At 66.7% G+C, this 19,146-nt stretch carries 21 protein-coding genes; 11 read left to right on the top strand and 10 right to left on the bottom strand.

Going from position 1 to position 19,146, the window contains the following annotated elements:
* The first annotated feature begins 145 nt into the window (after nucleotides 1-145).
* A complete protein-coding gene (locus tag GGR43_RS12625; RefSeq protein WP_188072327.1) occupies nucleotides 146-928 on the top strand; it encodes an SDR family NAD(P)-dependent oxidoreductase in 783 nt (260 codons plus the stop codon).
* Between the two features lie 300 nt (nucleotides 929-1,228).
* Here the strand turns inward: GGR43_RS12625 and GGR43_RS12620 are convergent, their stop codons facing one another.
* The 3 genes from GGR43_RS12620 to GGR43_RS12610 all read right to left on the bottom strand — a co-directional run bounded on the left by GGR43_RS12620 (nucleotide 1,229) and on the right by GGR43_RS12610 (nucleotide 3,625).
* The gene (locus GGR43_RS12620) at nucleotides 1,229-1,522 is read right to left on the bottom strand and encodes a putative quinol monooxygenase (RefSeq protein ID WP_188072326.1); all 294 of its coding nucleotides are present in this window, start codon (nucleotides 1,520-1,522) and stop codon (nucleotides 1,229-1,231) included.
* A 54-nt stretch (nucleotides 1,523-1,576) separates the two neighbouring features.
* A complete protein-coding gene (locus tag GGR43_RS12615; protein WP_284276716.1) occupies nucleotides 1,577-2,005 on the bottom strand; it encodes a nuclear transport factor 2 family protein in 429 nt (142 codons plus the stop codon).
* An 87-nt stretch (nucleotides 2,006-2,092) separates the two neighbouring features.
* Nucleotides 2,093-3,625, bottom strand: a complete 1,533-nt coding sequence (locus GGR43_RS12610; RefSeq protein WP_188072324.1) for a fatty acid--CoA ligase — start codon at nucleotides 3,623-3,625, stop codon at nucleotides 2,093-2,095.
* A 212-nt stretch (nucleotides 3,626-3,837) separates the two neighbouring features.
* On the opposite strand from GGR43_RS12610, the gene GGR43_RS12605 reads away from it, so the two are divergent.
* Together GGR43_RS12605 and GGR43_RS12600 are read left to right on the top strand one after the other, a co-directional pair.
* The gene (locus GGR43_RS12605; protein WP_188072323.1) at nucleotides 3,838-4,599 is read left to right on the top strand and encodes an SDR family NAD(P)-dependent oxidoreductase; all 762 of its coding nucleotides are present in this window, start codon (nucleotides 3,838-3,840) and stop codon (nucleotides 4,597-4,599) included.
* Nucleotides 4,600-4,636: 37 nt separating this feature from the next.
* The gene (locus GGR43_RS12600) at nucleotides 4,637-5,395 is read left to right on the top strand and encodes a ThuA domain-containing protein (protein WP_188072322.1); all 759 of its coding nucleotides are present in this window, start codon (nucleotides 4,637-4,639) and stop codon (nucleotides 5,393-5,395) included.
* Between the two features lie 252 nt (nucleotides 5,396-5,647).
* Here the strand turns inward: GGR43_RS12600 and GGR43_RS12595 are convergent, their stop codons facing one another.
* From GGR43_RS12595 to GGR43_RS12585, 3 genes are read right to left on the bottom strand one after another with little or no spacing between them, the layout of a single operon-like run.
* Nucleotides 5,648-6,013: a Rieske (2Fe-2S) protein gene (locus GGR43_RS12595; protein WP_188072321.1), complete on the bottom strand. Its 366-nt coding sequence runs from the start codon at nucleotides 6,011-6,013 to the stop codon at nucleotides 5,648-5,650.
* A 49-nt stretch (nucleotides 6,014-6,062) separates the two neighbouring features.
* On the bottom strand, nucleotides 6,063-6,407 hold the full coding sequence (locus GGR43_RS12590) for an EthD domain-containing protein (protein WP_188072320.1): 345 nt from the start codon (nucleotides 6,405-6,407) through the stop codon (nucleotides 6,063-6,065).
* 17 nt (nucleotides 6,408-6,424) lie between these two features.
* Nucleotides 6,425-7,528 carry an acyl-CoA dehydrogenase family protein gene (locus GGR43_RS12585; RefSeq protein ID WP_188072319.1) on the bottom strand — a complete coding sequence of 368 codons (1,104 nt, stop codon included), beginning with the start codon at nucleotides 7,526-7,528 and terminating at the stop codon, nucleotides 6,425-6,427.
* Between the two features lie 205 nt (nucleotides 7,529-7,733).
* On the opposite strand from GGR43_RS12585, the gene GGR43_RS12580 reads away from it, so the two are divergent.
* The 8 genes from GGR43_RS12580 to GGR43_RS12545 all read left to right on the top strand — a co-directional run bounded on the left by GGR43_RS12580 (nucleotide 7,734) and on the right by GGR43_RS12545 (nucleotide 15,923).
* Complete coding sequence (locus GGR43_RS12580; RefSeq protein ID WP_188072318.1) at nucleotides 7,734-8,621, top strand: helix-turn-helix transcriptional regulator; 888 nt, start codon at nucleotides 7,734-7,736, stop codon at nucleotides 8,619-8,621.
* 395 nt (nucleotides 8,622-9,016) lie between these two features.
* Nucleotides 9,017-9,427 carry a Zn-ribbon domain-containing OB-fold protein gene (locus GGR43_RS12575; protein ID WP_188072317.1) on the top strand — a complete coding sequence of 137 codons (411 nt, stop codon included), beginning with the start codon at nucleotides 9,017-9,019 and terminating at the stop codon, nucleotides 9,425-9,427.
* 4 nt (nucleotides 9,428-9,431) lie between these two features.
* Complete coding sequence (locus GGR43_RS12570) at nucleotides 9,432-10,577, top strand: thiolase family protein (protein WP_188072316.1); 1,146 nt, start codon at nucleotides 9,432-9,434, stop codon at nucleotides 10,575-10,577.
* A gap of 1 nt (nucleotide 10,578) precedes the next feature.
* Nucleotides 10,579-11,787, top strand: a complete 1,209-nt coding sequence (locus GGR43_RS12565) for an acyl-CoA dehydrogenase family protein (protein WP_188072315.1) — start codon at nucleotides 10,579-10,581, stop codon at nucleotides 11,785-11,787.
* A gap of 32 nt (nucleotides 11,788-11,819) precedes the next feature.
* Nucleotides 11,820-12,782: a thiamine pyrophosphate-dependent dehydrogenase E1 component subunit alpha gene (locus GGR43_RS12560; RefSeq protein WP_188072314.1), complete on the top strand. Its 963-nt coding sequence runs from the start codon at nucleotides 11,820-11,822 to the stop codon at nucleotides 12,780-12,782.
* An 18-nt stretch (nucleotides 12,783-12,800) separates the two neighbouring features.
* Nucleotides 12,801-13,817, top strand: a complete 1,017-nt coding sequence (locus GGR43_RS12555; RefSeq protein WP_188072313.1) for an alpha-ketoacid dehydrogenase subunit beta — start codon at nucleotides 12,801-12,803, stop codon at nucleotides 13,815-13,817.
* Nucleotides 13,818-13,822: 5 nt separating this feature from the next.
* Nucleotides 13,823-15,283, top strand: coding sequence for a 2-oxo acid dehydrogenase subunit E2 (locus tag GGR43_RS12550; protein WP_188072312.1), 1,461 nt, complete (start codon nucleotides 13,823-13,825; stop codon nucleotides 15,281-15,283).
* Nucleotides 15,284-15,287: 4 nt separating this feature from the next.
* Nucleotides 15,288-15,923 (top strand): EthD domain-containing protein, encoded by a 636-nt coding sequence (locus tag GGR43_RS12545; RefSeq protein ID WP_188072311.1) that lies wholly within the window; start codon nucleotides 15,288-15,290, stop codon nucleotides 15,921-15,923.
* 345 nt (nucleotides 15,924-16,268) lie between these two features.
* On the opposite strand, the gene GGR43_RS12540 is transcribed toward GGR43_RS12545, so the two are convergent.
* From GGR43_RS12540 to GGR43_RS12525, 4 genes are read right to left on the bottom strand one after another with little or no spacing between them, the layout of a single operon-like run.
* Nucleotides 16,269-17,114, bottom strand: a complete 846-nt coding sequence (locus tag GGR43_RS12540) for a sugar phosphate isomerase/epimerase family protein (protein WP_188072310.1) — start codon at nucleotides 17,112-17,114, stop codon at nucleotides 16,269-16,271.
* Nucleotides 17,111-17,950, bottom strand: a complete 840-nt coding sequence (locus GGR43_RS12535; protein ID WP_246343716.1) for an SDR family NAD(P)-dependent oxidoreductase — start codon at nucleotides 17,948-17,950, stop codon at nucleotides 17,111-17,113. The genes GGR43_RS12540 and GGR43_RS12535 overlap by 4 nt, the downstream gene beginning before the upstream one ends.
* Complete coding sequence (locus GGR43_RS12530) at nucleotides 17,947-18,735, bottom strand: SDR family NAD(P)-dependent oxidoreductase (protein ID WP_188072309.1); 789 nt, start codon at nucleotides 18,733-18,735, stop codon at nucleotides 17,947-17,949. The genes GGR43_RS12535 and GGR43_RS12530 overlap by 4 nt, the downstream gene beginning before the upstream one ends.
* Nucleotides 18,732-19,139, bottom strand: coding sequence for a nuclear transport factor 2 family protein (locus tag GGR43_RS12525; protein WP_188072308.1), 408 nt, complete (start codon nucleotides 19,137-19,139; stop codon nucleotides 18,732-18,734). Before GGR43_RS12525 ends, GGR43_RS12530 begins: the two co-directional genes overlap by 4 nt.
* Between the last annotated feature and the right edge of the window lie 7 nt (nucleotides 19,140-19,146).

Here is a 19,146-nt window from a genome sequence, read left to right as displayed (position 1 = left end):
CTGCGAACCGCGATATCCTGCGCTTCGGTGCTCACGGACCTTGAAGTCCGCTGCGCTCCGATGCTCGGATATCACGCTTCTCGGCTCCACCTGAACTGAACCTCCACCCGTCCTGGTCCTTCAAGATATGGGAGAGAAACAGGATATGAGCATATTCGATCTGACCGGCGCCGTCGCGCTGGTGACGGGCGCGCAGGGCGGCATCGGGTCCGCCACGGTGCGGGCGCTGGCGCAGGCCGGGGCGCGCGTTATCGCCACCGACATGGCGGACGAGGCGCAGGTGGCGGGCGCGGACGGCTATCGCCGGCTCGACGTGACCGACGAGGCGGCATGGGCCGATCTCGCCGCCCATATCGACGACCGTTATGGCAGGCTCGACATAGTGGTGAACAATGCGGGCATTTCCGTCACCAACAGCATCGCGGGCACGCCGCTGGCCGAGTTCCGCAAATGCTTCGCGATCAACGTCGAGGGCGTGTTCCTCGGCACGAAAGCGATGGAGCCGCTGCTCGCGCGCAGCGGCGCGGACCGGCAGGGCGGCTCCTCGATCGTCAACCTGTCCTCGGTCGGGGGCCTGCGCGGCGCGCCGTTCATGTCGGCCTATTGCGCCAGCAAGGGCGCGGTGAAGCTGTTCACCAAGTCCACCGCGCTCGAATATGCGGCGCTGAAGCTGCCGATCCGCGCGAACAGCGTGCATCCGGGCGGCATCGACACCAATATGATGGACACCATCTATGCCCGCTATGTCGAAACCGGCCTGTTCGCGGACGAGGCAACGGCGCGCGCGACCGTGTCGGCGGGTCATGCGATAGGGCGCATGGGCACGGCGGACGAGATCGCGGGCGGCATCGTCTATCTCTGCTCCCCGGCGGCGAGCTTCGTCACCGGGTCGGAACTGGTGATCGACGGCGGCATGACAGCGAAATGACCGCAAAGAACCCGGCCGTTCCGACGACCGGGTTCTCTTCCCGCCCTATGGAGAGAATGCGGGCGGGAAAGCGGGCAAGGGGGTGTTTCTATTCTGGTGATCCAGAGATAGGCTGAGTCAGCCTCCCCACCTCCGTTCACCCTGAGCTTGTCGACCCGAAGGGCGGGCGAAGCCCAACGGCTGTCCTTCTTTTCAGCGTTGGAGAAAGAAGAAGGACAGGGCTTCGACAGGCTCAGCCCGAACGGATTTCTTGTTTCTGGAAATGGCTGTCGACACATCCTGTCCGCCAGCGCCACACCCCTACATCTTCCGCGTGCTGCTCACCTGATGGATGTTGACGTCGTTGCGGAACTTGCCCTCGAAATCGGAGAGCAGCTTCGCGATCGCGGGCAGCGAGAGGTGCCGGTTGAGCGCCTCCTCGCTCTCCCACGCCTCGGCGGCGAGGATCACGCCGTTTTCCGGGTCTTCCTCCGCCATGTGATAGAAGATGCAGCCTTCCTCCGCGCGCGACGGCTCCACCAGCTCGCGCAGCCGCGCGATCAGCGCGGGGTAGGTTTCCCTGTCGGTGAAGATCTGGCCGGTGATGACGATCATATATGTCCGTTCCTTGTGAATGCGGGAAAGCGCGGGCGGTGGCAGGCGGGCCGGTCAGGTCTGGTGGATGATCTGGAACACGCGGGTCTGGAAGAACCATTTGCCGTCGCGCTTCACCAGCCTGTCGTTGTAGCAGGCGCGGGCGCGCTTGTCCTTGCCGGTGCCCGGCTCCTCATAGACTTCCGAGAAATAGGCGCGCGCTTCGGCCGTGTCACCGTCGACGCGGATCAGGCCGGGGCTGACGATGAAGCTGAGCTTGGGATAATGCGGCATCGCGCTCGCCCACAGATCGACCACCGCCTGCTTGCCGGACACCACGCCGAGTTCGGGATAGTGCGACAGGTCCCAATGGCTGTCCTCGACCCAGAGCGAGGCCCACAATTCCTTGTCGTTGCGGTTCACCGCATCGGCATAGGTTTCCAGCAATTCGCGGATGGCGAGCCTGTCCTCGATCGGGCCTGAATAATTGGCGGTCAATGCCACTCTCCTCGCTGTTTCTGTCTCTGATTAAGGATGCTACTGCGCCCCGCCGGGCGGCGAACCTGCCGAAAAGCGCAGGTGGGCCGCATGTCAGCCATAGTCCTCGCGCAGCAGGCGGCGCAGCACCTTGCCGGAGGGATTGCGCGGCAGGTCGGCGCGGAAATCCACCGTTTTGGGCGCCTTGTAGGCGGCGATCCGCTCCCGCGCCCAGGCGATCAGCGCGGCCGGATCGGGGCTGGCCCCTGCTGCCGGCACGACGATCGCCTTCACCGCCTCGCCCCATTTCGGGTCCGGCACGCCGATCACCGCGACGTCGGCGACATCGGGATGGCTGTAGAGCGCGTTCTCGACCTCGGCGGGGTAGACATTCTCGCCGCCGGTGATGATCATGTCCTTGATCCGGTCGGCGAGGTAGAGATAGCCGTCCGCGTCCATCCAGCCCGCATCACCGGTGCGCAGCCAGCCTTCGGCGTCGACCGTTTCCGCCGTCGCCTCGGGCCGGTCGAAATAGCCGATCATATTGGCCTGCGACGCGACGACGATCTCGCCCACTTCTCCGGCGGGCAGGTCCCGCCCTTCCGCATCGACGATGCGAACCCTGACGCCCGGCAGCGGGATGCCGATGCCGCGCATGCGCGGGCTGCCTTCCGGGTCGTGATCTTCCGGCGGCAGGCCGACGATGGTGCCCGCCGTCTCGGTCATCCCGTACATCTGCGCGAAGCCGCAGCCGATCACCGCGATCGCCTGGCGCAGCAGGTCGAGCGGGATCGCCGAGCCGCCGTAGCAGATGGTCTTGAGGAAGCTGAAATCCGTCTCCGCCGCCGCCGGATGATCGCACAATATGCGCAGCGCCGTGGGCACCAGCATGATCTTGGTGATATGATGGGCGACCAGCAGGTCGAGCACGCGTTCCGGGTCGAACTCCCGCACGACGATGCCCCTGGCGCCATGCTGGAGCGTCCACACCCCCCAGCCCGATCCGCTGATGTGGAACACCGGCATGGCGATCAGCGACACGTCCTCGGCGCTCCACCGGTACCATTCGGGCAGTTCTTCGGCCGGAACCGACGCGCGCACGCCCAGCAGGCTGCGGTTGGAAAGCATCGCCCCCTTGGGGTTGCCGGTGGTGCCGGAGGTGTAGAGCTGAAGCACCGCCCCGTCGTAGCCGGCATCGCGATGCGGGTCGGCATCCGGCTGCGCGTCGCGCCACGGGGTAAAGACGGGATGATCCCCCGCCGGATCGGTGACGAGGATCAGCGCGTCGATGCCCGTCACCCGGTCGAGGAACTCCGGCTCGCACAGGATCACGCGCGGGCGGCAGTCGTTCAGGATATAGGCGACCTCCGGCGGGGCGAGGCGCCAGTTGACCGGCACCGTCACCAGCCCCGCCTTCACCGCGCCGATCCAATATTCGAAATAGATATCCCGGTTCTTGCCGAGATAGGCGACGCGATCGCCCGGCCGGCACCCGGCCGCGATCAGCGCATTGGCGACGCGGCTGGCGTTGCGGTCGAACGCGCCATAGCCGGTTTCCCGCCCCTCGAAGATGAGGGCGATCGCGTCGGGCCGGGTGCGGGCATGGTCGCGAATACGTTCCGCAAGGCCGTTCGTGCTGCTTTCCACCTGTTCCTCTCTCCGTCCCCTGATCGATACAAGTTGACCGATATAAACCGATAAAAGGGGGTCATAGCTCAATGCCCGGCCCTTGTGGCCTGTCGATACTATTAAGGCGCGTCCGCCCCCTATCGCGCCACTGACGGAATCGCCAGTGCAGCGCGCGGGCAATGTGGGTACATAGTGGCGCGGAACAGACGCTTCGGGAAAGGACGCCGCTCATGGATATTGGATTGAAGGGCCGCAAGGCCATTTTGGCCGGGGCCAATGCGGGCATCGGCCGTCAGGTGGCGAAGGTGCTCGCCGCCGAAGGATGCGACGTCGCGCTGTGCGGCCGCACGCAGTCCAAGGTCGATGCCGTCGTGGCGGAGGTCGAGGCGCTGGGCGCGCGCGGCCTCGGCGCGTCGGTCGACGTGACCGACGCCGAGGCCTTCCCCCGCTGGGTCGAGCAGGCGGCAGAGCGACTGGGCGGCGCGGACATCTTCATTCCCTTCGTTTCGGTGAACCCCGGCGTCGACAGCCCGGAAGGCTGGACCACGGTGTTCAACGGCGACATATTGCCGCTGGTGCGGGGCATCCATGCCGCGCTGCCCTTCCTCGAAAAATCGGACGCGGGCGCGATCATCACCATTTCCTCGACCGGCGCGCTGGAGGAGTTCATGGGGCCGCAGCCCTATAATGCGCTCAAGGCCGCGATCATCAACTACAGCGCCGCGCTGGCGCAGAAATATGCGCCGCAGGGGCTGCGCGTGAACTGCATCTCGCCCGGCCCGGTATTCACCGAGGACGGCCCCTGGGCCTATATCAAGGAAAATATGCGGGAATTCCACGATTCCATCCTGCAACAGATCCCGATGGGCCGCATGGGCACCGGCGAGGAGCTGGCCCGCGCCATCGCCTTCATCGCCTCGCCCGCCTGCCGCTACATGACCGGCGCCAATGTGCTGATCGACGGCGGCATCACCAAGGGCGTGCAATATTGACCGTCCGGCGGCGGAGGAAGCAAGGAGAGGCAAGGCGATGACGGAAGAACGCCCCGCGCGCATCAATTGCGTGCTGATCGTCGGCGGTCTGTATCATGACATGGACTTCGCCCGGCTGGAGCTGCTGAAGCTGCTGGCCGAGGACCAGCGCGTCCGCACCCGCGTGTTCGAGGATTACGGCAACGCCGAGGCGATCAGGGAAGCCGATTTCCTCATCACCTATACCTGCGACGTGGTGCCGCCGCTCGCCACGCAGGAAATGCTGCGCCAGTGGGTGCGCGACGGCGGGCGCTGGTATGCGCTGCACGGCACCAATTCGGTGCTGCGCCTGTTCGACAACGGCCTCTACGGCAGCCCGCGCTGGGCGCCGCTGATGATGGAGACGCTGGGCAGCCAGTTCATCGCCCATCCGCCGATCGCGCCCTACAGGGTCGAGGTGGCGGATGCCGACCACCCGCTGACGCGCGGGATCGAGCCGTTCGAGACGACGGACGAGCTCTATCTGATGGAACGGCACGGCGACCTGCATGTGCTGCTCGACACCGAGTTCGAGGGCGAGGCCACCGGATTCGACGAGGACCAGTGGGCGCATGCGCGCCACCCGGTGATGTACATCAAGGCACAGGGCGAGGGCGCAGTGCTCTACAACACGCTGGGTCATTGCCGCGGGCATTACGACATGCAGCCCTGGCTCGACTGGTGGCCGACCGTGGACCGTTGCGCCTGGGATCTGCCGGTGTTCCACGACCTGCTGCGCCGGGGGATCGGGTGGTGCAAGGAGGGCAAGCGGAGCTGAGCGGCCTCTCCGGTACGTCACCCCGGCGCAGGCTGGGGTCGGTGGCCATGTCGCGCAACGCCTCCCGAGATGCCAGCCTGCGCTGGCATGACGGAGAGGGAATAAGGAAACCGTTCGGGCTGAGCTTGTCGAAGCCCTGTCCTTCTTCTTTTTCCGACGCCGAAGAAAAGTGCGGCCGTTGGGCTTCGCCCGCCCTTCGGGTCGACAGGCTCAGCCCGAACGGAGGCGGGAAATTCGCTTTCTATCCCTCCATCACCCCAGCGGCTTGACCGGCAGATGCTCCGCCCCCGGCGCCTCGTCGGGCACCGCCACCTCGATCCAGCCATCCTCGGTTTCGCGGCATTCGAATTTCTTCAGTGGCTTGTAATTGGCCCCGCCGATGCATTCGCCGGTATCCAGCCTGAAGCGCGCGCCGTGCAGCGGGCACATCACCGCGCCGCGCCGCACCCGTCCGCCCGGCGCGAATTCGGCCGCCGCATGGGTGCAGCGGTTGATGATCGCGTAGATCGTGCCCTCGTCGCGGCAGAGGAACAGCGGCCAGCCGTTGACGATGAAAGGCAGCATCGCCTTTTCCTCGACCTCGGCGGCCTCGATAACGCGATGAAAATTTTCCGACATTGATCCTCTTGTTCCCGTTCCTGATGTGCCGACGATCGTTCCCGCGCCGTCAGTTCATGACCGACGCTACTTCGGACACGGTGAAAGTCAAAGTCGCCGCGCGATCGAACAGCCGCTCCTCATCCTCCGCGATCTCGGCCGCGGCCTCCGGCTCGGCCAGCCGCCGCATCAGCGCCTCGAACCGCGCTCGGTCGGGCAGCCAGATCTCCATGATCACGTCATGGCCCGGCTCTCCCCCGCCCGGCAGCGGCTCGACATAGCGGCGGACATAATGATCGGCAAACCCCGTGAGATATTTTTCGCCGATCAGGCGGTGGCGGCTTTCATAATGATCGCGGAACGCCTCCCGCGTCATGCCGGGGCGCCGTTTCAGCAACGTTATCAGCTTGAACATGCGCCCTTTCCGATCCGTCAGGCCGTCAGCGCGACATAGCTGTCGATTTCCGCCTCGGCGTCGCCCAGCAGGTTCGCCAGCGCCACGACGCGCTTGAACGCCTGCCCGACCAGCAGCTCGTCGGTGACGCCGATGCCGCCGTGCAGCTGCACCGCTTCCTCGCCCACATGCATCGCGCTTTCGGAGATATAGGCCTTGGCGGCGCTGATCGCCGCGCGGCGCGCGCCTGCCTCCTCCCCTTCCGCGCCGGCGGCGCGATAGAGTTGCGAGCGGCTCAGCTCCAGCCGCGCATAGCAATCGGCCATGCGGTGCTGCAGCACCTGGAAGGAGCCGAGCGGCTGGCCGAACTGCTTGCGCATCTTGAGATAGTCGAGCGTCTGGTGGAACATCGTCTCCATCAGGCCCAGCAATTCCGCGCAGATGCCGAGCCGCGCCTGCGCCAGCACCCGGTCGAGCGCCTCCTGCCCACCTGTCATCGCCTGCGCGGGCACGGCGGCGAAATCGATGTCGCTCGCCGCCATGCCGTCGACCATGCGATAGTCGCGCCGCACGATCCCCGGCGCGCTGCCGTCGACCAGATAGAGGCCGGGCGCGCCATCCGCGCCGCCACGGGCGAGGACGATCACATGATCGGCGAAGCCGCCGCCCAGCACCATCTGCTTGGCGCCGCTGATGCGGAACGCCCCTCCGTCCGGCTCGGCCCGCGTCGCCGGATGGGCAAGGCCGAAGCGGCTCTGATGCTCGAACAGCGCGAGCGCCGCGAATTGCGTGCCCGCGACGATGCCGGGCAGCAGCGCCTCCTTCTGCGCCTCCGTCGCGGCCGCGTTCACCGCCCCCGCGCCGAGCAGGATCGAGGCCAGCAGCGGCTCCACCCCGACGAAGCGGCCGAACGCCTCCATCACGGTGATGATATCGGTATCCGATCCGCCGAAGCCGCCCGCCTCCACCGGCAGCGCGAAGGCGAGCAATCCGGTTTCCGCCATCATCGTCCAGCTGGCGGCGGTAAAGCCGCGCGGTTCGCGCAGATAGGCAAGCCGCTTGACCGGATCATAATGGTCCGCGCCGAATCTGGCGACCAGATCCCGCAGCATCGCCTGCTCTTCATTTACATCGAAATCCAAACCATCTTCCTCTGGAATCGATGGCGTCCGCATCGGGCCGCCGGTATTTTCAACGGAAGGCGGTTATGCCCCCGGTTCCGGCCGCCAGTTGACTGCTTTTTCCGCTAGTTCATCGCCATTCGTCGCATCCGGCCCCGGCCTCACCTAGCGTTTCCGATAGGTTTTGATGCTTGCCGCTCACCCTGCTCGGGCATAGGATGCGGTCATGGAGAGAACAGGTGACACGCTCGCCGCTTGCAAGGCCGGAATCGGTGAAAAAATCATAGAATCCGATATTCGTGCGGGCAGGCAGATACCAATCAGCATCCGGTCGGCGGCCGATATAAGGCCCGCTGCGGAGGCCCTGAGGGACATTGCCAGGGAACTGGGCAATTTCCGCGTGGCCGCGTGCGCGAACATCGCGTCGAAAACGCCGATGCGGGATGCGGAGGGAGAGATTCTCGCCAGTTCCATCTTCGGCTGGCCCGGTTCCAAGGACCAGTGGTGGAAGAAGCCGCTGCTCGCGCTCAGCTCCCCCCTCACCTTCGCCTGCCGGTACGAGAACGAACCTTTCTGGGCCAATTCGGCCGGCATCTACACTCGCGCGCCCAATCCGCTGCTCGATCAGATCGACCTGTCGCTGTTCGATGACGAGGTGAACGCGAAGGCGGTCATCGTCGTGCCCGTTCACATGGCCTTCGGCCAGATCGCGGCCGTCAGCTTTTCGCCGATGAACGATTGCCGCGACAATCTGGCCAAGGAGTTCGAGGCCTATAGCGACCAGCTGGAATATCATTCCCGCCGATTCGTGAACGGCTATACCCGCGTCACCAGCCAGCGCCCGTGGATTCCGAAGAATTGCCGCCTGTCCAAGCGCGAGGTGGAGTGCCTGCGCTGGGCGGCGGTCGGCAAGACCGACGTGGAAATCGCGCTGATCCTGAGCCGCAGCTGCGCCACCGTGCGCTTCCACATCCATAATGCGGCGATCAAGCTGGAGGCGGTCAACCGCAGCCAGGCCGTATTCAAGGCGACGCAGCTCGGCTATCTCGGCAATGTCGCCGCGACCACCGCCGCGCCGCCGCCCGAAAGCGAAATGCCCTCGGCCGCCCGATAGGCGCGGTTAGTCCGATCAACGGCTCCAGAGCCGGCCGGGGCGACTCGGCCGGCTTGTTTTTGGGGGGTGCGACCGGCGTTGCGGAAGGGCGGATTTTGGAAAGCGGACATAGCACTACATCCGTTCGCCCTGAGCTTGTCGAAGGGCTGCTTTTCTCTTCTCCGCCGCGCAAAGAAGAAGGACAGGGCTTCGACAGGCTCAGCCCGAACGGTTCTGGTGTCTGATGCCCAAATCCGAAACTGATTCTGATGGCCGCACCTGGCTACACCCGCTTCGCTCTCGCGTCCCGCCGCAAAATTCCGCCCGTCATCCCCTTACCTATGCTTTCTTACAGAAGAATTCGCCGCCCCGCTTTCCCATAGTGACGATCGAAGCATTGACGCGAAGAGGTCAGGATGATGGACGGCATAGCGATTGCGGAAGGGATATTCCGCGCAACGCCCCAGCCCACGCTGATAGGCGGGCGGGACCGGGCGAGCGGACGGGTGGTCTTTCCCTGCCCGGCCGACCCGGATCGCTGGGAGCCGGTGGACCTGCCCCGGCGCGGCACGCTGTGGTCGTGGACGGTGCAGCGGTTCCGGCCCAAATCCCCGCCCTATGCCGGGCCGGAGGCGTTCGAGCCGTTCGCGCTCGGCTATGTCGAACTGCCCGGCGCGGTCATCGTGGAAAGCCGCCTCGCCGGCATAGACGATTTCGGCCAGTTGCGCATCGGCATGGAGATGGAGCTGCGCCTCGTCCCCTTCGCGCGGAACGCACAGGGCGAGGACATCCTGATCTACGCGTTCGCGCCGATGCGGGAGGTCTGATTCGATGCAGGACGTTTTCATCATCGGCATCGGCATCCACCCCTTCGGCCGCACCGACGCGCTTTCCGGCCTGCAACAGGGCGCCTATGCGACGCGCCAGGCGCTCGCGGACGCAGGGCTGGACTGGCGGGATATGCAGTTCGGTTTCGGCGGCTCCGACGCGGCGGGCAATGCCGACAGCATCGTCAACGAGCTGGGCCTGACCGGCCTGCCCTTCATCAATGTGAAAAATGGCTGCGCGACGGGCGGATCGGCGCTGATCGGCGCGTGGCAGGCGATCGCGTCGGGCCAATATGATGTCGGCGTCGCCATCGGCTTCGACAAGCATCCGCGCGGCGCGTTCAACGCGCTGCCCGCCGAATATGGCCTGCCCGACTGGTATGGCGAGGCAGGCTTCATGGTGACGACGCAGTTTTTCGCGATCAAGCTGCAACGCTATATGGCGCTGCACGGCATCACCCCGGCGACGCTGGGCCGCGTGGCGGAAAAGTCGTTCCGCAACGCCGTCCATGCCGATCATGCATGGCGGCGGTCGCCGGTCGATCTCGACACCATCCTCAACAGCCAGATGATCAGCGACCCGCTGACCAAATATATGTTCTGCTCGCCCGCCGAGGGCGGCGTCGCGCTGATCCTCGCCAGCGCGAAGAAGGCGCGGGAGCTGGGCCGGGACCGGGTGCGGATCAAGTCCGCCGTGGTGCGCACCCGACCGCCCGGCTCGTTCGAGGTGTTCGCCCCCAGCATCGACATAGAGCGCGGCGGCGCACCGACGCTGCTCGCCAGCAAGGCGGCATTCGAAATGGCGGGCATCGGCCCGGAGGATATCGACCTTGCCCAGTTGCAGGACACCGAATCGGGCGCGGAGGTCATGCACATGGCCGAGAACGGCTTCTGCAAGGATGGCGAGCAGGAGGAATGGCTCGCCAATGGCTGGACCGATATCGACGGCAGGCTGCCGGTGAACACCGATGGCGGCTGCATCGCCTGCGGCGAGCCGATCGGCGCCTCCGGCCTGCGCCAGGTTTATGAAAACGCGCTGCAACTGCGTGGGCTGGGCGGCGGGCGGCAGGTGCCGGGCGATCCGCGCACGGCCTATTCCCATGTCTACGGCGCGCCGGGCATTTCCGGCGTCACGATTTTGGAACGATAAGATGGATCTCGACTTCTCCCCCGAGGATACGGCTTTCCGCAAGGAAGTGCGCCATTTCCTCGACGAAAACCTGCCGGAGCATCTGCGCGAGGGCGCGCGCGCGACGCCCGGCGTGTTCGTGGAGCCGGATATCGGCAGCGAATGGCAGGCGATCCTCCACCGCAAGGGCTGGCTCGCCTATAACTGGCCGGTCGAGTGCGGCGGCACCGGCTGGACGCCGATCCAGCGCTATATCTTCGAAAAGGAATGCGCGCTGGCCGATGCGCCCAGCCTGCCGGTGCTCAGCCTCAAGCTGCTCGGCCCGGTCATCTGCCGCTTCGGCACGGCGGAGCAGAAGGCGCATATATTGCCGCGCATCCTCGACGGCACCGATTTCTGGTGCCAGGGCTTTTCCGAGCCGGGCAGCGGCTCCGACCTCGCCAGCCTCAAGACCCGCGCGGAACGGCAGGGCGACCATTATGTGATCAACGGCCAGAAGATCTGGACCACCCACGCCCATCATGCGAACCGCATCTTCTGCCTCGTCAAGACGAGCCAGAGCGAGAAGCCGCAGCGTTCGATCAGCTTCCTGCTGGTCGACATGGACCAGCCCGGCATCGAGGTGCGGCCGATCATCGGCCTTGCGGGCGACCATGAAGTGAACGAGGTCTATCTCGACGACGTAAGGACGCCGGTGGACCATCTGGTCGGCGAGGAAGGACAGGGCTGGACCATCGCCAAGTTCCTGCTGGAAAATGAGCGCGGCGGTGCCTGCCATGCGCCCAAGCTGCTGTCCGACCTTTCCCGCATCCGCGCGGCGGCGAAGGGCGAGCCGGATGGGCGCGGCGGCTGCATGGCCGACGACCGCACCTTCATGGCCCGCCTCGCGCGGATCGAGCTGGAGGCGCAGGCGCTGGAGATGACCGAGCTGCGCGTGCTCGCGGAAATGGCCAAGGGCCTGCCGCCCGGCCCGCAGACCTCGCTGTCGAAGATGGTCGCTTCCACCTTGCGCCAGCAGGTCGACGCGCTCGCCATGCATCTTTACGGCCATGCGGGCCTCGCGCTCGAAACGCGGCGGCCGCTTTACGGCGATGACGCGCCGCAGCCGCTCTACGGCAAGGAGGCGCAACTGGCCGCGCCGCGCTATCTCAATTCGCGCGCCTGGACGATTTTCGGCGGGACCAACGAAATCCAGCGCACTATCATCGCCAAAACGGTTCTGGGGCTTTGAACCGCCCGACCGGTACGAGAGGAGAATAAGGGATGCAGCTCAGCAGGGAAGCGCTCCTGAAGGCATATCGCCAGATGAAGACCATCAGATTGTTCGAGGAACGCCTGCATGACGAGATCGCGCTGGGCGAGATCGCGGGTTTCACCCATCTCTATGCCGGGCAGGAAGCGTGCGCCGTGGGCGTGTGCGAGCATCTGGGGCCGAAGGATTATATCATCTCCACCCATCGCGGCCATGGCCATTGCATCGCCAAGGGCTGCGATGTCATCGACATGATGAAGGAAATCTACGGTTCGCGCGACGGGCTGTGCAAGGGCAAGGGCGGTTCGATGCACATCGCCGACGTCAATGTCGGCATGCTGGGCGCGAACGGCATCGTCGGCGCGGGCGCGCCGATCGCGGTGGGCGCGGGGATCACCGCGAAGAGCAACGGCACCGTCTCCATCGCCTTTTCCGGCGACGGCGCCTGCAACCAGGGCACCACCTTCGAGGCGATGAACATGGCGGTGGTGCTGAAGTTGCCGGTGATCTTCGTGTTCGAGAACAACCATTATTCCGAGCATACCGGCGAAGCCTATGCAGTCGGCGCCGAGAGCATGACCGCCCGCGCCGCCGCCTTCGGCATGAAGGCGATCAAGGCGGACGGCATCGACTTCTTCTCCGTCTACGACGCGATGCGGGAACTGATCGACCATTGCAAGGCGGGCAACGGCCCGGCCTCGATCGAGCTGGATTGCGAACGCTTCTACGGCCATTTCGAGGGCGACCCGCAACGCTATCGCGGCAAGGGAGAGCTGGAGCGCATCCGCGAGGAGCGCGACGCGATCAGGACGTTCCGCCAGAAGGTGACGGAGGCGAAGCTGCTCGACCATGGCGATCTCGACGCGGTGGACGCGGAGGTCGCCGCGCTGATCGACCGGGCGGTGGCGGAATCCAAGGCCGCGACCCGGCCCACCGCCGCCGATGTCACGCAAGACGTCTACATCAGCTACTGACGCAGGGGATCACAGAACATGGCAAGCAAAATGATCCGCGATGTCATTCGCGACACCATCGACGCGGAAATGGCCCGCGACGACAGCCTCATCATGCTGGGCGAGGATATCGTCGGTGGCAACGGCGCACCCGGCGGGCCGGAGGCGATCGGCGGCATCTGGGGCACGTCGGGGGGCCTGTGGGCGAAATACGGCCCGGACCGGGTGATCGACACGCCCATTTCCGAAAGTGCGATCATCGGCGCGGCGGCGGGCGCGGCGCTGACCGGCAAGCGCGCCATAGCGGAGATCATGTTCGCCGACTTCATCGGCGTGTGCATGGACCAGATCTGGAACCAGGTCGCCAAGTTCCGCTACATGTTCGGCGGCAAGTCGCGTTGCCCGATCACCATCCGCATGCCCTATGGCGCGGGCTACAACGCCGCGCCGCAGCATAGCCAGGTCATCCATCAGTTCGTCACCGCGATGCCGGGGCTGAAGGTCGTGATGCCGACCACGCCCGCCGACACCAAGGGCCTGCTCGCCCAGTCGATCCGCGACGACGACCCGGTGATTTTCCTGGAGCACAAGGCGCTCTACGCGGTGAAGGGCGAGGTGCCGGACGAGGATTATGTGATCCCCTTCGGCCATGCGCGGCAGGTGACACAGGGCGACGACATCACCATCCTCGCCACCGGCATGATGGTGGGCTTTGCCGAAAAGGCAGCCGCCGACCTCGCGCAGGACGGCATCGGCTGCGACCTGCTCGACCTGCGCACCACCAGCCCGCTGGACGAAGAGGCGATCCTCGACAGCGTCGAGCGCACCGGCCGCCTGCTGATTGTCGACGAGGCCCCGCCGCGCTGCTCGCTGGCGACGGATTTGTCCGCGCTGGTCGCGGGCAAGGCGTTCTCCTCGCTGAAGGCGCCGATCGAGATGGTCACGCCGCCGCACAGCCCGGTGCCCTTCGCGCGGGAGCTGGAATCGGCCTATCTGCCCTCGCCCGAAAAGATCGTCGCGGCGGCGGTGCGGCTTATGTCCTACAGGAAGGTGTGAGCGCCATGGCGGAATTGCGCGCATTTGCCATGCCCAAATGGGGCATAGAGATGACCGAGGGGGTCGTCGCCGAATGGCTGGTCGAGGAAGGCAAGCCGTTCAAGAAGGGCGACCTCATCGCGCTCATCGAAACCGACAAGATCACCAATGAGGTCGAGGCCGAGGCGGACGGCATGTTCGCGCGGCTGATCGCGGAAAAGGGCGGCACCTATCAGGTCGGCGATCTGATCGCGGTGCTGACCGGTCCGGACGCCAAACCGGGCGCGGACGAGGTGGACGCATTCATCGCCGCCTTCGCCCCCGCCAGCGCCACCGGCGTCGCGGCCAGGGCGAGCACGCCCGCCCCGGCATCCGAGGTGAAGGCGGTGGCTCCCGCTGCTCCGGCTCCAGCCCCGGTGAAAAAGGCGATCACCATCCCCGCCGACGCCGATATCAGCCCCGCCGCACGCGCCTTTGCCGAGGAGCAGGGCGTCGATATCGCCGGGCTGGCAGGCTCCGGCCCCAAGGGACGGATCACCCTTCAGGACGTGCAGCAGGCGAGCCTGCCCCCGGCCAGCATCGGCGGCGGCGCGCCGGTCGATCTGACGCCGGTGGGCAACGGCCTCGGCGATGTGTTCGCCAGCCCACTGGCGAAGCGCCTTGCGGTGCAGCATGGCGTCGATCTTTCCGGCATCACCGGCACCGGGCCAAAGGGCCGCATCTGCAAGGCCGATGTGTTGGCGAAGGTCGCCCCGGCGGCGGCCCCCGTCCCCGCCGCACCGCCGGAATTCGCCCGTCCGGCCGATGGCAGCGCGGAAATCGTCCGCATGTCGCCGATGCGCAAGGCGATAGCCAAGGCATTGAGCCACAGCAAATCGACCATCCCGCATTTCTACCTGCGGTCGAAGGTGCGGATCGACGCGATCCTCGGCCTGCGCGCGCAGGCCAAGGCGGCGACCGGAGAGGCGCCCAGCATCAACGATTATATCGTGCGCGCCTGCGCGCTGGCGCTGATGCGGCATCGCGATGTCAATGTGCAGGTGCATGGCGACGAGATCCACCGCTTCACCGGGGCCGATATCGCGGTGGCGGTGGCGACCGACAAGGGCCTCATCACGCCCATCGTCAAGGGCGCGGATCGCCTCTCGGTCGCCGCCATCTCGCGCGAGGTGAAGGCGCTGGCGGACAAGGCGCGCACCGGCAAGCTCCAGCCGGAGGAATTTCAGGGCGGCAGCTTCTCGGTCAGCAATCTGGGCATGTATGGCATCGACCAGTTCGACGCGATCATCAACCCGCCGCAGGGCGCGATCCTCGCGGTCGGCGCGGGCTCGCGCCAGCCGATCGAGATCGGCAACGCGCTGGCCTTCGCCACCATCGTCGAACTGTCGCTGTCCTGCGACCATCGCGCGATCGACGGCGCGGTCGGGGCGGACTTCATGCGCACGCTCAAGGGCCTGATCGAAGACCCGGCGCTGCTGACGGGATAAGGCGATGGCGCAAGAAATCCAGCTGCATCTCCACCTGCAACCGGGCGCGTCGCCCGATGCGGTGGAGCAGGCGCTCGCCGACCGGCTCCGCGGCGCGGCATGGGCGATGCGCCGCCTGCCCGACGACGCATTGCCGGCGCTTTCGCGCGCGAGCGGGCCGGACCTGGCGCTGCCCGACCTCATCGTCTCTCTGGGGGAGGAGGACGTCGCGCCGCTGCTGGCCGCGCTCGCGCCTTATGTCCTTGTCGAGCGATCCTCGCTGGCGGCGGCCGAGCGGCATGTCGTGCTGGAAGGGCGCGACCGCATCCGGCTGTTCTTCGGCCTGCGCCGCCTGCCCGCGCTGACGCTGGCGGAATTCCATCGCTATTGGCTGCATCATCACGCCGATTATGGCCGCCGGATGATCCCGCCCTACAGCTATCACCAGCTGCATGCGGACCCGGCGCGGGCGGCGGCGCTGGCCGGGACGGCGGGCCTGCCCGCCTCCACGCTCGACGGCATCGTCGAGGTCGATTTTCCCGATGTCGACGCGCTGATCCGCCAGCTCACCCGCCCCGATGTAGCGCAGGACGCGCTGGAGGACGAACGCCGCTTCATCGATCACGACCGGTCGATGATCTGGGCCTATCGGGTGCTTTAGGGCAGGTGCATCGGGGTGGTTGGCTACCGTCACCCCAGCGCAGGCTGGGGTCGCAGGCCATGTCGCGTATCGTCTCCACAGATGCCAGCCTGCGCTGGCATGACGGGAAGGAAAGGTGAGAACGGCCCTCTTCTCCGTTCGGGCTGTTGAGCGAGGCACTCGCCTCGCTTCAATGTCGAAGCCCTGTCCTTCTTGAAGGGGGAAGTACAGCCGTTGGGCTTCCGCCCGCCCTTCGGGTCGACAAGCCGGTCCTGAGCCTGTCGCAGGGCTCAGGGCGAACGGAGGTGAGGCAGGGTATCCGTGATAGGTTCACAAACGACATCAGGCCGGGCAGAAACCCCGTCCCTACCCCCGCCCCACCAGCGCGCTTTCGCGGTGCAGCCATCCCCGGCTGATCCGCATCAGCTCGGCGGCGCGTTGGCGCAGGTCGGGGAAATTGTCGCGCAGCGCCTGCGACCGCTCCTCGATCGCGATGGGCAGGCCCGGCGGCAGCAGCGCGTAGAGCGGCCCCAGCGGCAGGCCGCCCGCGCCCATCGGCAACCGGCCGTCGATCGCCTCTTCCAATATCGCCTGCATATCCTCCGGATCGGCGCCGGGGTCGGGCGCGTCGCACAGCTGCACATAGCTGAGCCACGCATCGGGCAGCTCCGCCACCTCGGCCAGCGTGCCGCCCGACCGCCGCCAGTGCAGCGCGTCGATCAGCAGGCCCATCGCCGGATGGTCGATCTCGCGCAGGACCGCGCTCGCCTGCGCCAGCGTGCGCACCTCGGTGAACAGGCCGAATTCCAGATTGATGCGGATGTCGCCGCCCGCCCGTTCGGCCAGCCTTGCCAGCTTGTCGCGGGTCGCCCCGCTGTCGGGGTCGCTGCTGACGCACAGCACGTTGCGCGCGCCCAGCTCCATGCCGATATCGACGATCCGGTCATGCTGCGGATCGGGCGGGCCGGGCTTCAGCCATACCACCTCGACATCGATCAGCGGCAGGCCGGTCGCCCGCATCGCCGCCTTCACCTCGCGCATGGTGCGGTCGGTCCAGTCGGCAGGCTCCACCCACATGCCGCCATAGTCGAACCCGGCCGAGGCGGCGCTTTCCACCAGCTCCACCGGGCAGGCTTCCGGCATGATGCCCGAAGCCATGCAGAGCGGATTGGGCAGCGGCGGATTGGGCAGGGGCTGGCGCGCGCCGTTCATTGCCCCGTGCCCGCCGCCATCGCCGCCGCGACGGACGCCTCGATATCCGCCTTGCCGGGGTTGCCGCGCAGCGTCAGGCCGCCGTTCACCTGCAGATTCTCGCCGGTCATGAAGCATTCGTCGCTGGCAAGGAACACGCACCCCGCCGCGATATCCGCCGAGGTGCCGTAGCGGCCGAGCGGATAGCCCTTTTTGAACGCCTCCATCAGCCCCGGCACCGCCTGCGCTTCGGCGGTCATCGGCGTTTCGGTGACGCCGGGCGAGATGCTGTTGGCGCGGATGCCGAGATGGCCGAATTCATTGGCGACGGTGCGGATCATATGATCGGTCCCCGCCTTGGTCGCCATATAGGCGGCATGGTCGTGGAACATGATCGTCGCGGTGGCGGAGCTGATCTGGATGATCGACCCGCCGCCCCGCCGCTCCATCACCGGGATCAGCGCCTGCACGAACTGGAACGGCCCGCGCAGTTGCAGCGCGTACATGCGGTCCAGTTCCTCGTCGGTGGTTTCGAGGAACGGCTTGAGCAGCCCCCAGCCGGTCGCGTTGACCGCGATGTCGAGGCCGCCCAGCGCGTCCGCCGCGCCCTGCACCATCGCCTCGATGCTGTCGCGCCGGGTGAAATCGCAGTCCAGCGCGACGCCGCCAAGCTCGTCGGCCAGCGCCTGCAACACCTCCTTGTTGCGCCCGGCGACGGCGACGCGCGCGCCCTCTGCGGCGAAGCGGCGGGCGATCACCTGCCCCATATTGCCGACACCCGCCGCGCCGACGACCAGCGCCGTCTTGCCCGCGAGGCGGCCCGCCGCCCCTCCGCCCGTCATCGCCGCGCCACTCATGCGTATTCGCTCGCGAGCGGCACGCGGCGCAGCGCCTGCCCGGCGGTGACGTCGATGCGCTGGCCGGTGACGAACGCCTCGTCGCTCGCCAGCCAGAGCGCGACCTCGGCGATATCCTCGACCGTGGGGAAGCGGCCCAGCGGCATCTCCTTCAGGAAGGCGCGGCGCACCGCCTCCATCCCGAAATAGGCTTCGGTCATCGCGCTGCGGGTGAAGCCGGGCGCGATGCTGTTGACGCGGATGCCCTTCTCGCCCAGCTCGTTCGCGGCGACCCTGACGACCACATCGGCGCCGCCCTTGGCCCCGGCATAGGCGCTGTGCCCCGGCGCCTGCGCCAGCACGGTGAGCGAGGAGGCGGTGACGATCGAGCCGCCCTGCGCCATCGCCCGCGCCATATGCTTGATGAACAGCGTCGCGCCGACGAAATGCACGTCCGAGGATCGGCGCAACTCGTCCGCCGTCACGTCGAGGATCGGGGATTGCACCTCTATCCCGGCATAGTTGATCGCGGCGTCGAGACGGCCGAAGCGGTCGAGCGCGGCCTGCGCCAGCGCGGCGAGATCCTCCTCGCTGGTGATATCGCAGGCGACGGCCACCGCGCCCAGCCGGTCGGCGAGCGCCTGCGTCGCTTCCTTGCGGCGGGCGGCGATGACGACGTTCGCGCCCTCGGCCAGAAAGCGCCGCGCGGTGGCGAAGCCCATGCTCCGCTCGTCCGATGCGCCCACTATGATCGCGGTCTTGCCCGCGAGGCGTCCCTGTTTCCGTGCCGCTTCCGTGCTGGTCATGAACTATGGTCTTCCGATTTCAGGATGGAGAAGGTGCGGCTGGAAAAGCGCCAGACGCCGTTGCGTTTGCGATAGCGATCGACGTAGCAGCCCCAGACGCGCAGATGGCGCCCGTCCGCGGTTTCCGCCACCTCGCTGGTATAGGAGCGCCCCTGCGCCTCATCGCCTTCGACCAGGACCTGCCCTTGCGTCGCGTGCATGACGACGAACGGGAAATCCGCCATCGCCGCCGTCCACGCCGCGACGATCGCCTCGCGCCCGCGCACCGGCTCCGGGTCGAACAGCCGCCACTCCGCTTCCTCGTCCCATGAGGACGCCCACAGCGCGGCGTCGCGCTGGTTCACGCCGTCGACATAGCATGCCAGTGCCGCATTGATGCCCGCCAGATCCTCGGCATGGCGCATAGCCTGC

It is taken from the genome of Sphingobium jiangsuense, assembly GCF_014196495.1.
Classification (GTDB): domain Bacteria; phylum Pseudomonadota; class Alphaproteobacteria; order Sphingomonadales; family Sphingomonadaceae; genus Sphingobium; species Sphingobium jiangsuense.
The sequence above is the reverse complement of the archived record's forward strand: the minus strand, read 5'-3'. Positions and strand labels throughout refer to the sequence as shown.

Bases quoted from the DNA above. Each gene is read 5' to 3' on its own strand.
- GGR43_RS12625 (WP_188072327.1), top strand. From the start codon at position 146: ATGAGCATATTCGATCTGACCGGCGCCGTCGCGCTGGTGACGGGCGCG.
- GGR43_RS12620 (WP_188072326.1), bottom strand. From the start codon at position 1,522: ATGATCGTCATCACCGGCCAGATCTTCACCGACAGGGAAACCTACCCC.
- GGR43_RS12605 (WP_188072323.1), top strand. From the start codon at position 3,838: ATGGATATTGGATTGAAGGGCCGCAAGGCCATTTTGGCCGGGGCCAAT.
- GGR43_RS12600 (WP_188072322.1), top strand. From the start codon at position 4,637: ATGACGGAAGAACGCCCCGCGCGCATCAATTGCGTGCTGATCGTCGGC.
- GGR43_RS12595 (WP_188072321.1), bottom strand. From the start codon at position 6,013: ATGTCGGAAAATTTTCATCGCGTTATCGAGGCCGCCGAGGTCGAGGAA.
- GGR43_RS12590 (WP_188072320.1), bottom strand. From the start codon at position 6,407: ATGTTCAAGCTGATAACGTTGCTGAAACGGCGCCCCGGCATGACGCGG.
- GGR43_RS12580 (WP_188072318.1), top strand. From the start codon at position 7,734: ATGGAGAGAACAGGTGACACGCTCGCCGCTTGCAAGGCCGGAATCGGT.
- GGR43_RS12575 (WP_188072317.1), top strand. From the start codon at position 9,017: ATGATGGACGGCATAGCGATTGCGGAAGGGATATTCCGCGCAACGCCC.
- GGR43_RS12570 (WP_188072316.1), top strand. From the start codon at position 9,432: ATGCAGGACGTTTTCATCATCGGCATCGGCATCCACCCCTTCGGCCGC.
- GGR43_RS12565 (WP_188072315.1), top strand. From the start codon at position 10,579: ATGGATCTCGACTTCTCCCCCGAGGATACGGCTTTCCGCAAGGAAGTG.
- GGR43_RS12560 (WP_188072314.1), top strand. From the start codon at position 11,820: ATGCAGCTCAGCAGGGAAGCGCTCCTGAAGGCATATCGCCAGATGAAG.
- GGR43_RS12555 (WP_188072313.1), top strand. From the start codon at position 12,801: ATGGCAAGCAAAATGATCCGCGATGTCATTCGCGACACCATCGACGCG.
- GGR43_RS12550 (WP_188072312.1), top strand. From the start codon at position 13,823: ATGGCGGAATTGCGCGCATTTGCCATGCCCAAATGGGGCATAGAGATG.
- GGR43_RS12545 (WP_188072311.1), top strand. From the start codon at position 15,288: ATGGCGCAAGAAATCCAGCTGCATCTCCACCTGCAACCGGGCGCGTCG.
- GGR43_RS12540 (WP_188072310.1), bottom strand. From the start codon at position 17,114: ATGAACGGCGCGCGCCAGCCCCTGCCCAATCCGCCGCTGCCCAATCCG.
- GGR43_RS12535 (WP_246343716.1), bottom strand. From the start codon at position 17,950: ATGAGTGGCGCGGCGATGACGGGCGGAGGGGCGGCGGGCCGCCTCGCG.
- GGR43_RS12530 (WP_188072309.1), bottom strand. From the start codon at position 18,735: ATGACCAGCACGGAAGCGGCACGGAAACAGGGACGCCTCGCGGGCAAG.
- GGR43_RS12525 (WP_188072308.1), bottom strand. From the start codon at position 19,139: ATGCGCCATGCCGAGGATCTGGCGGGCATCAATGCGGCACTGGCATGC.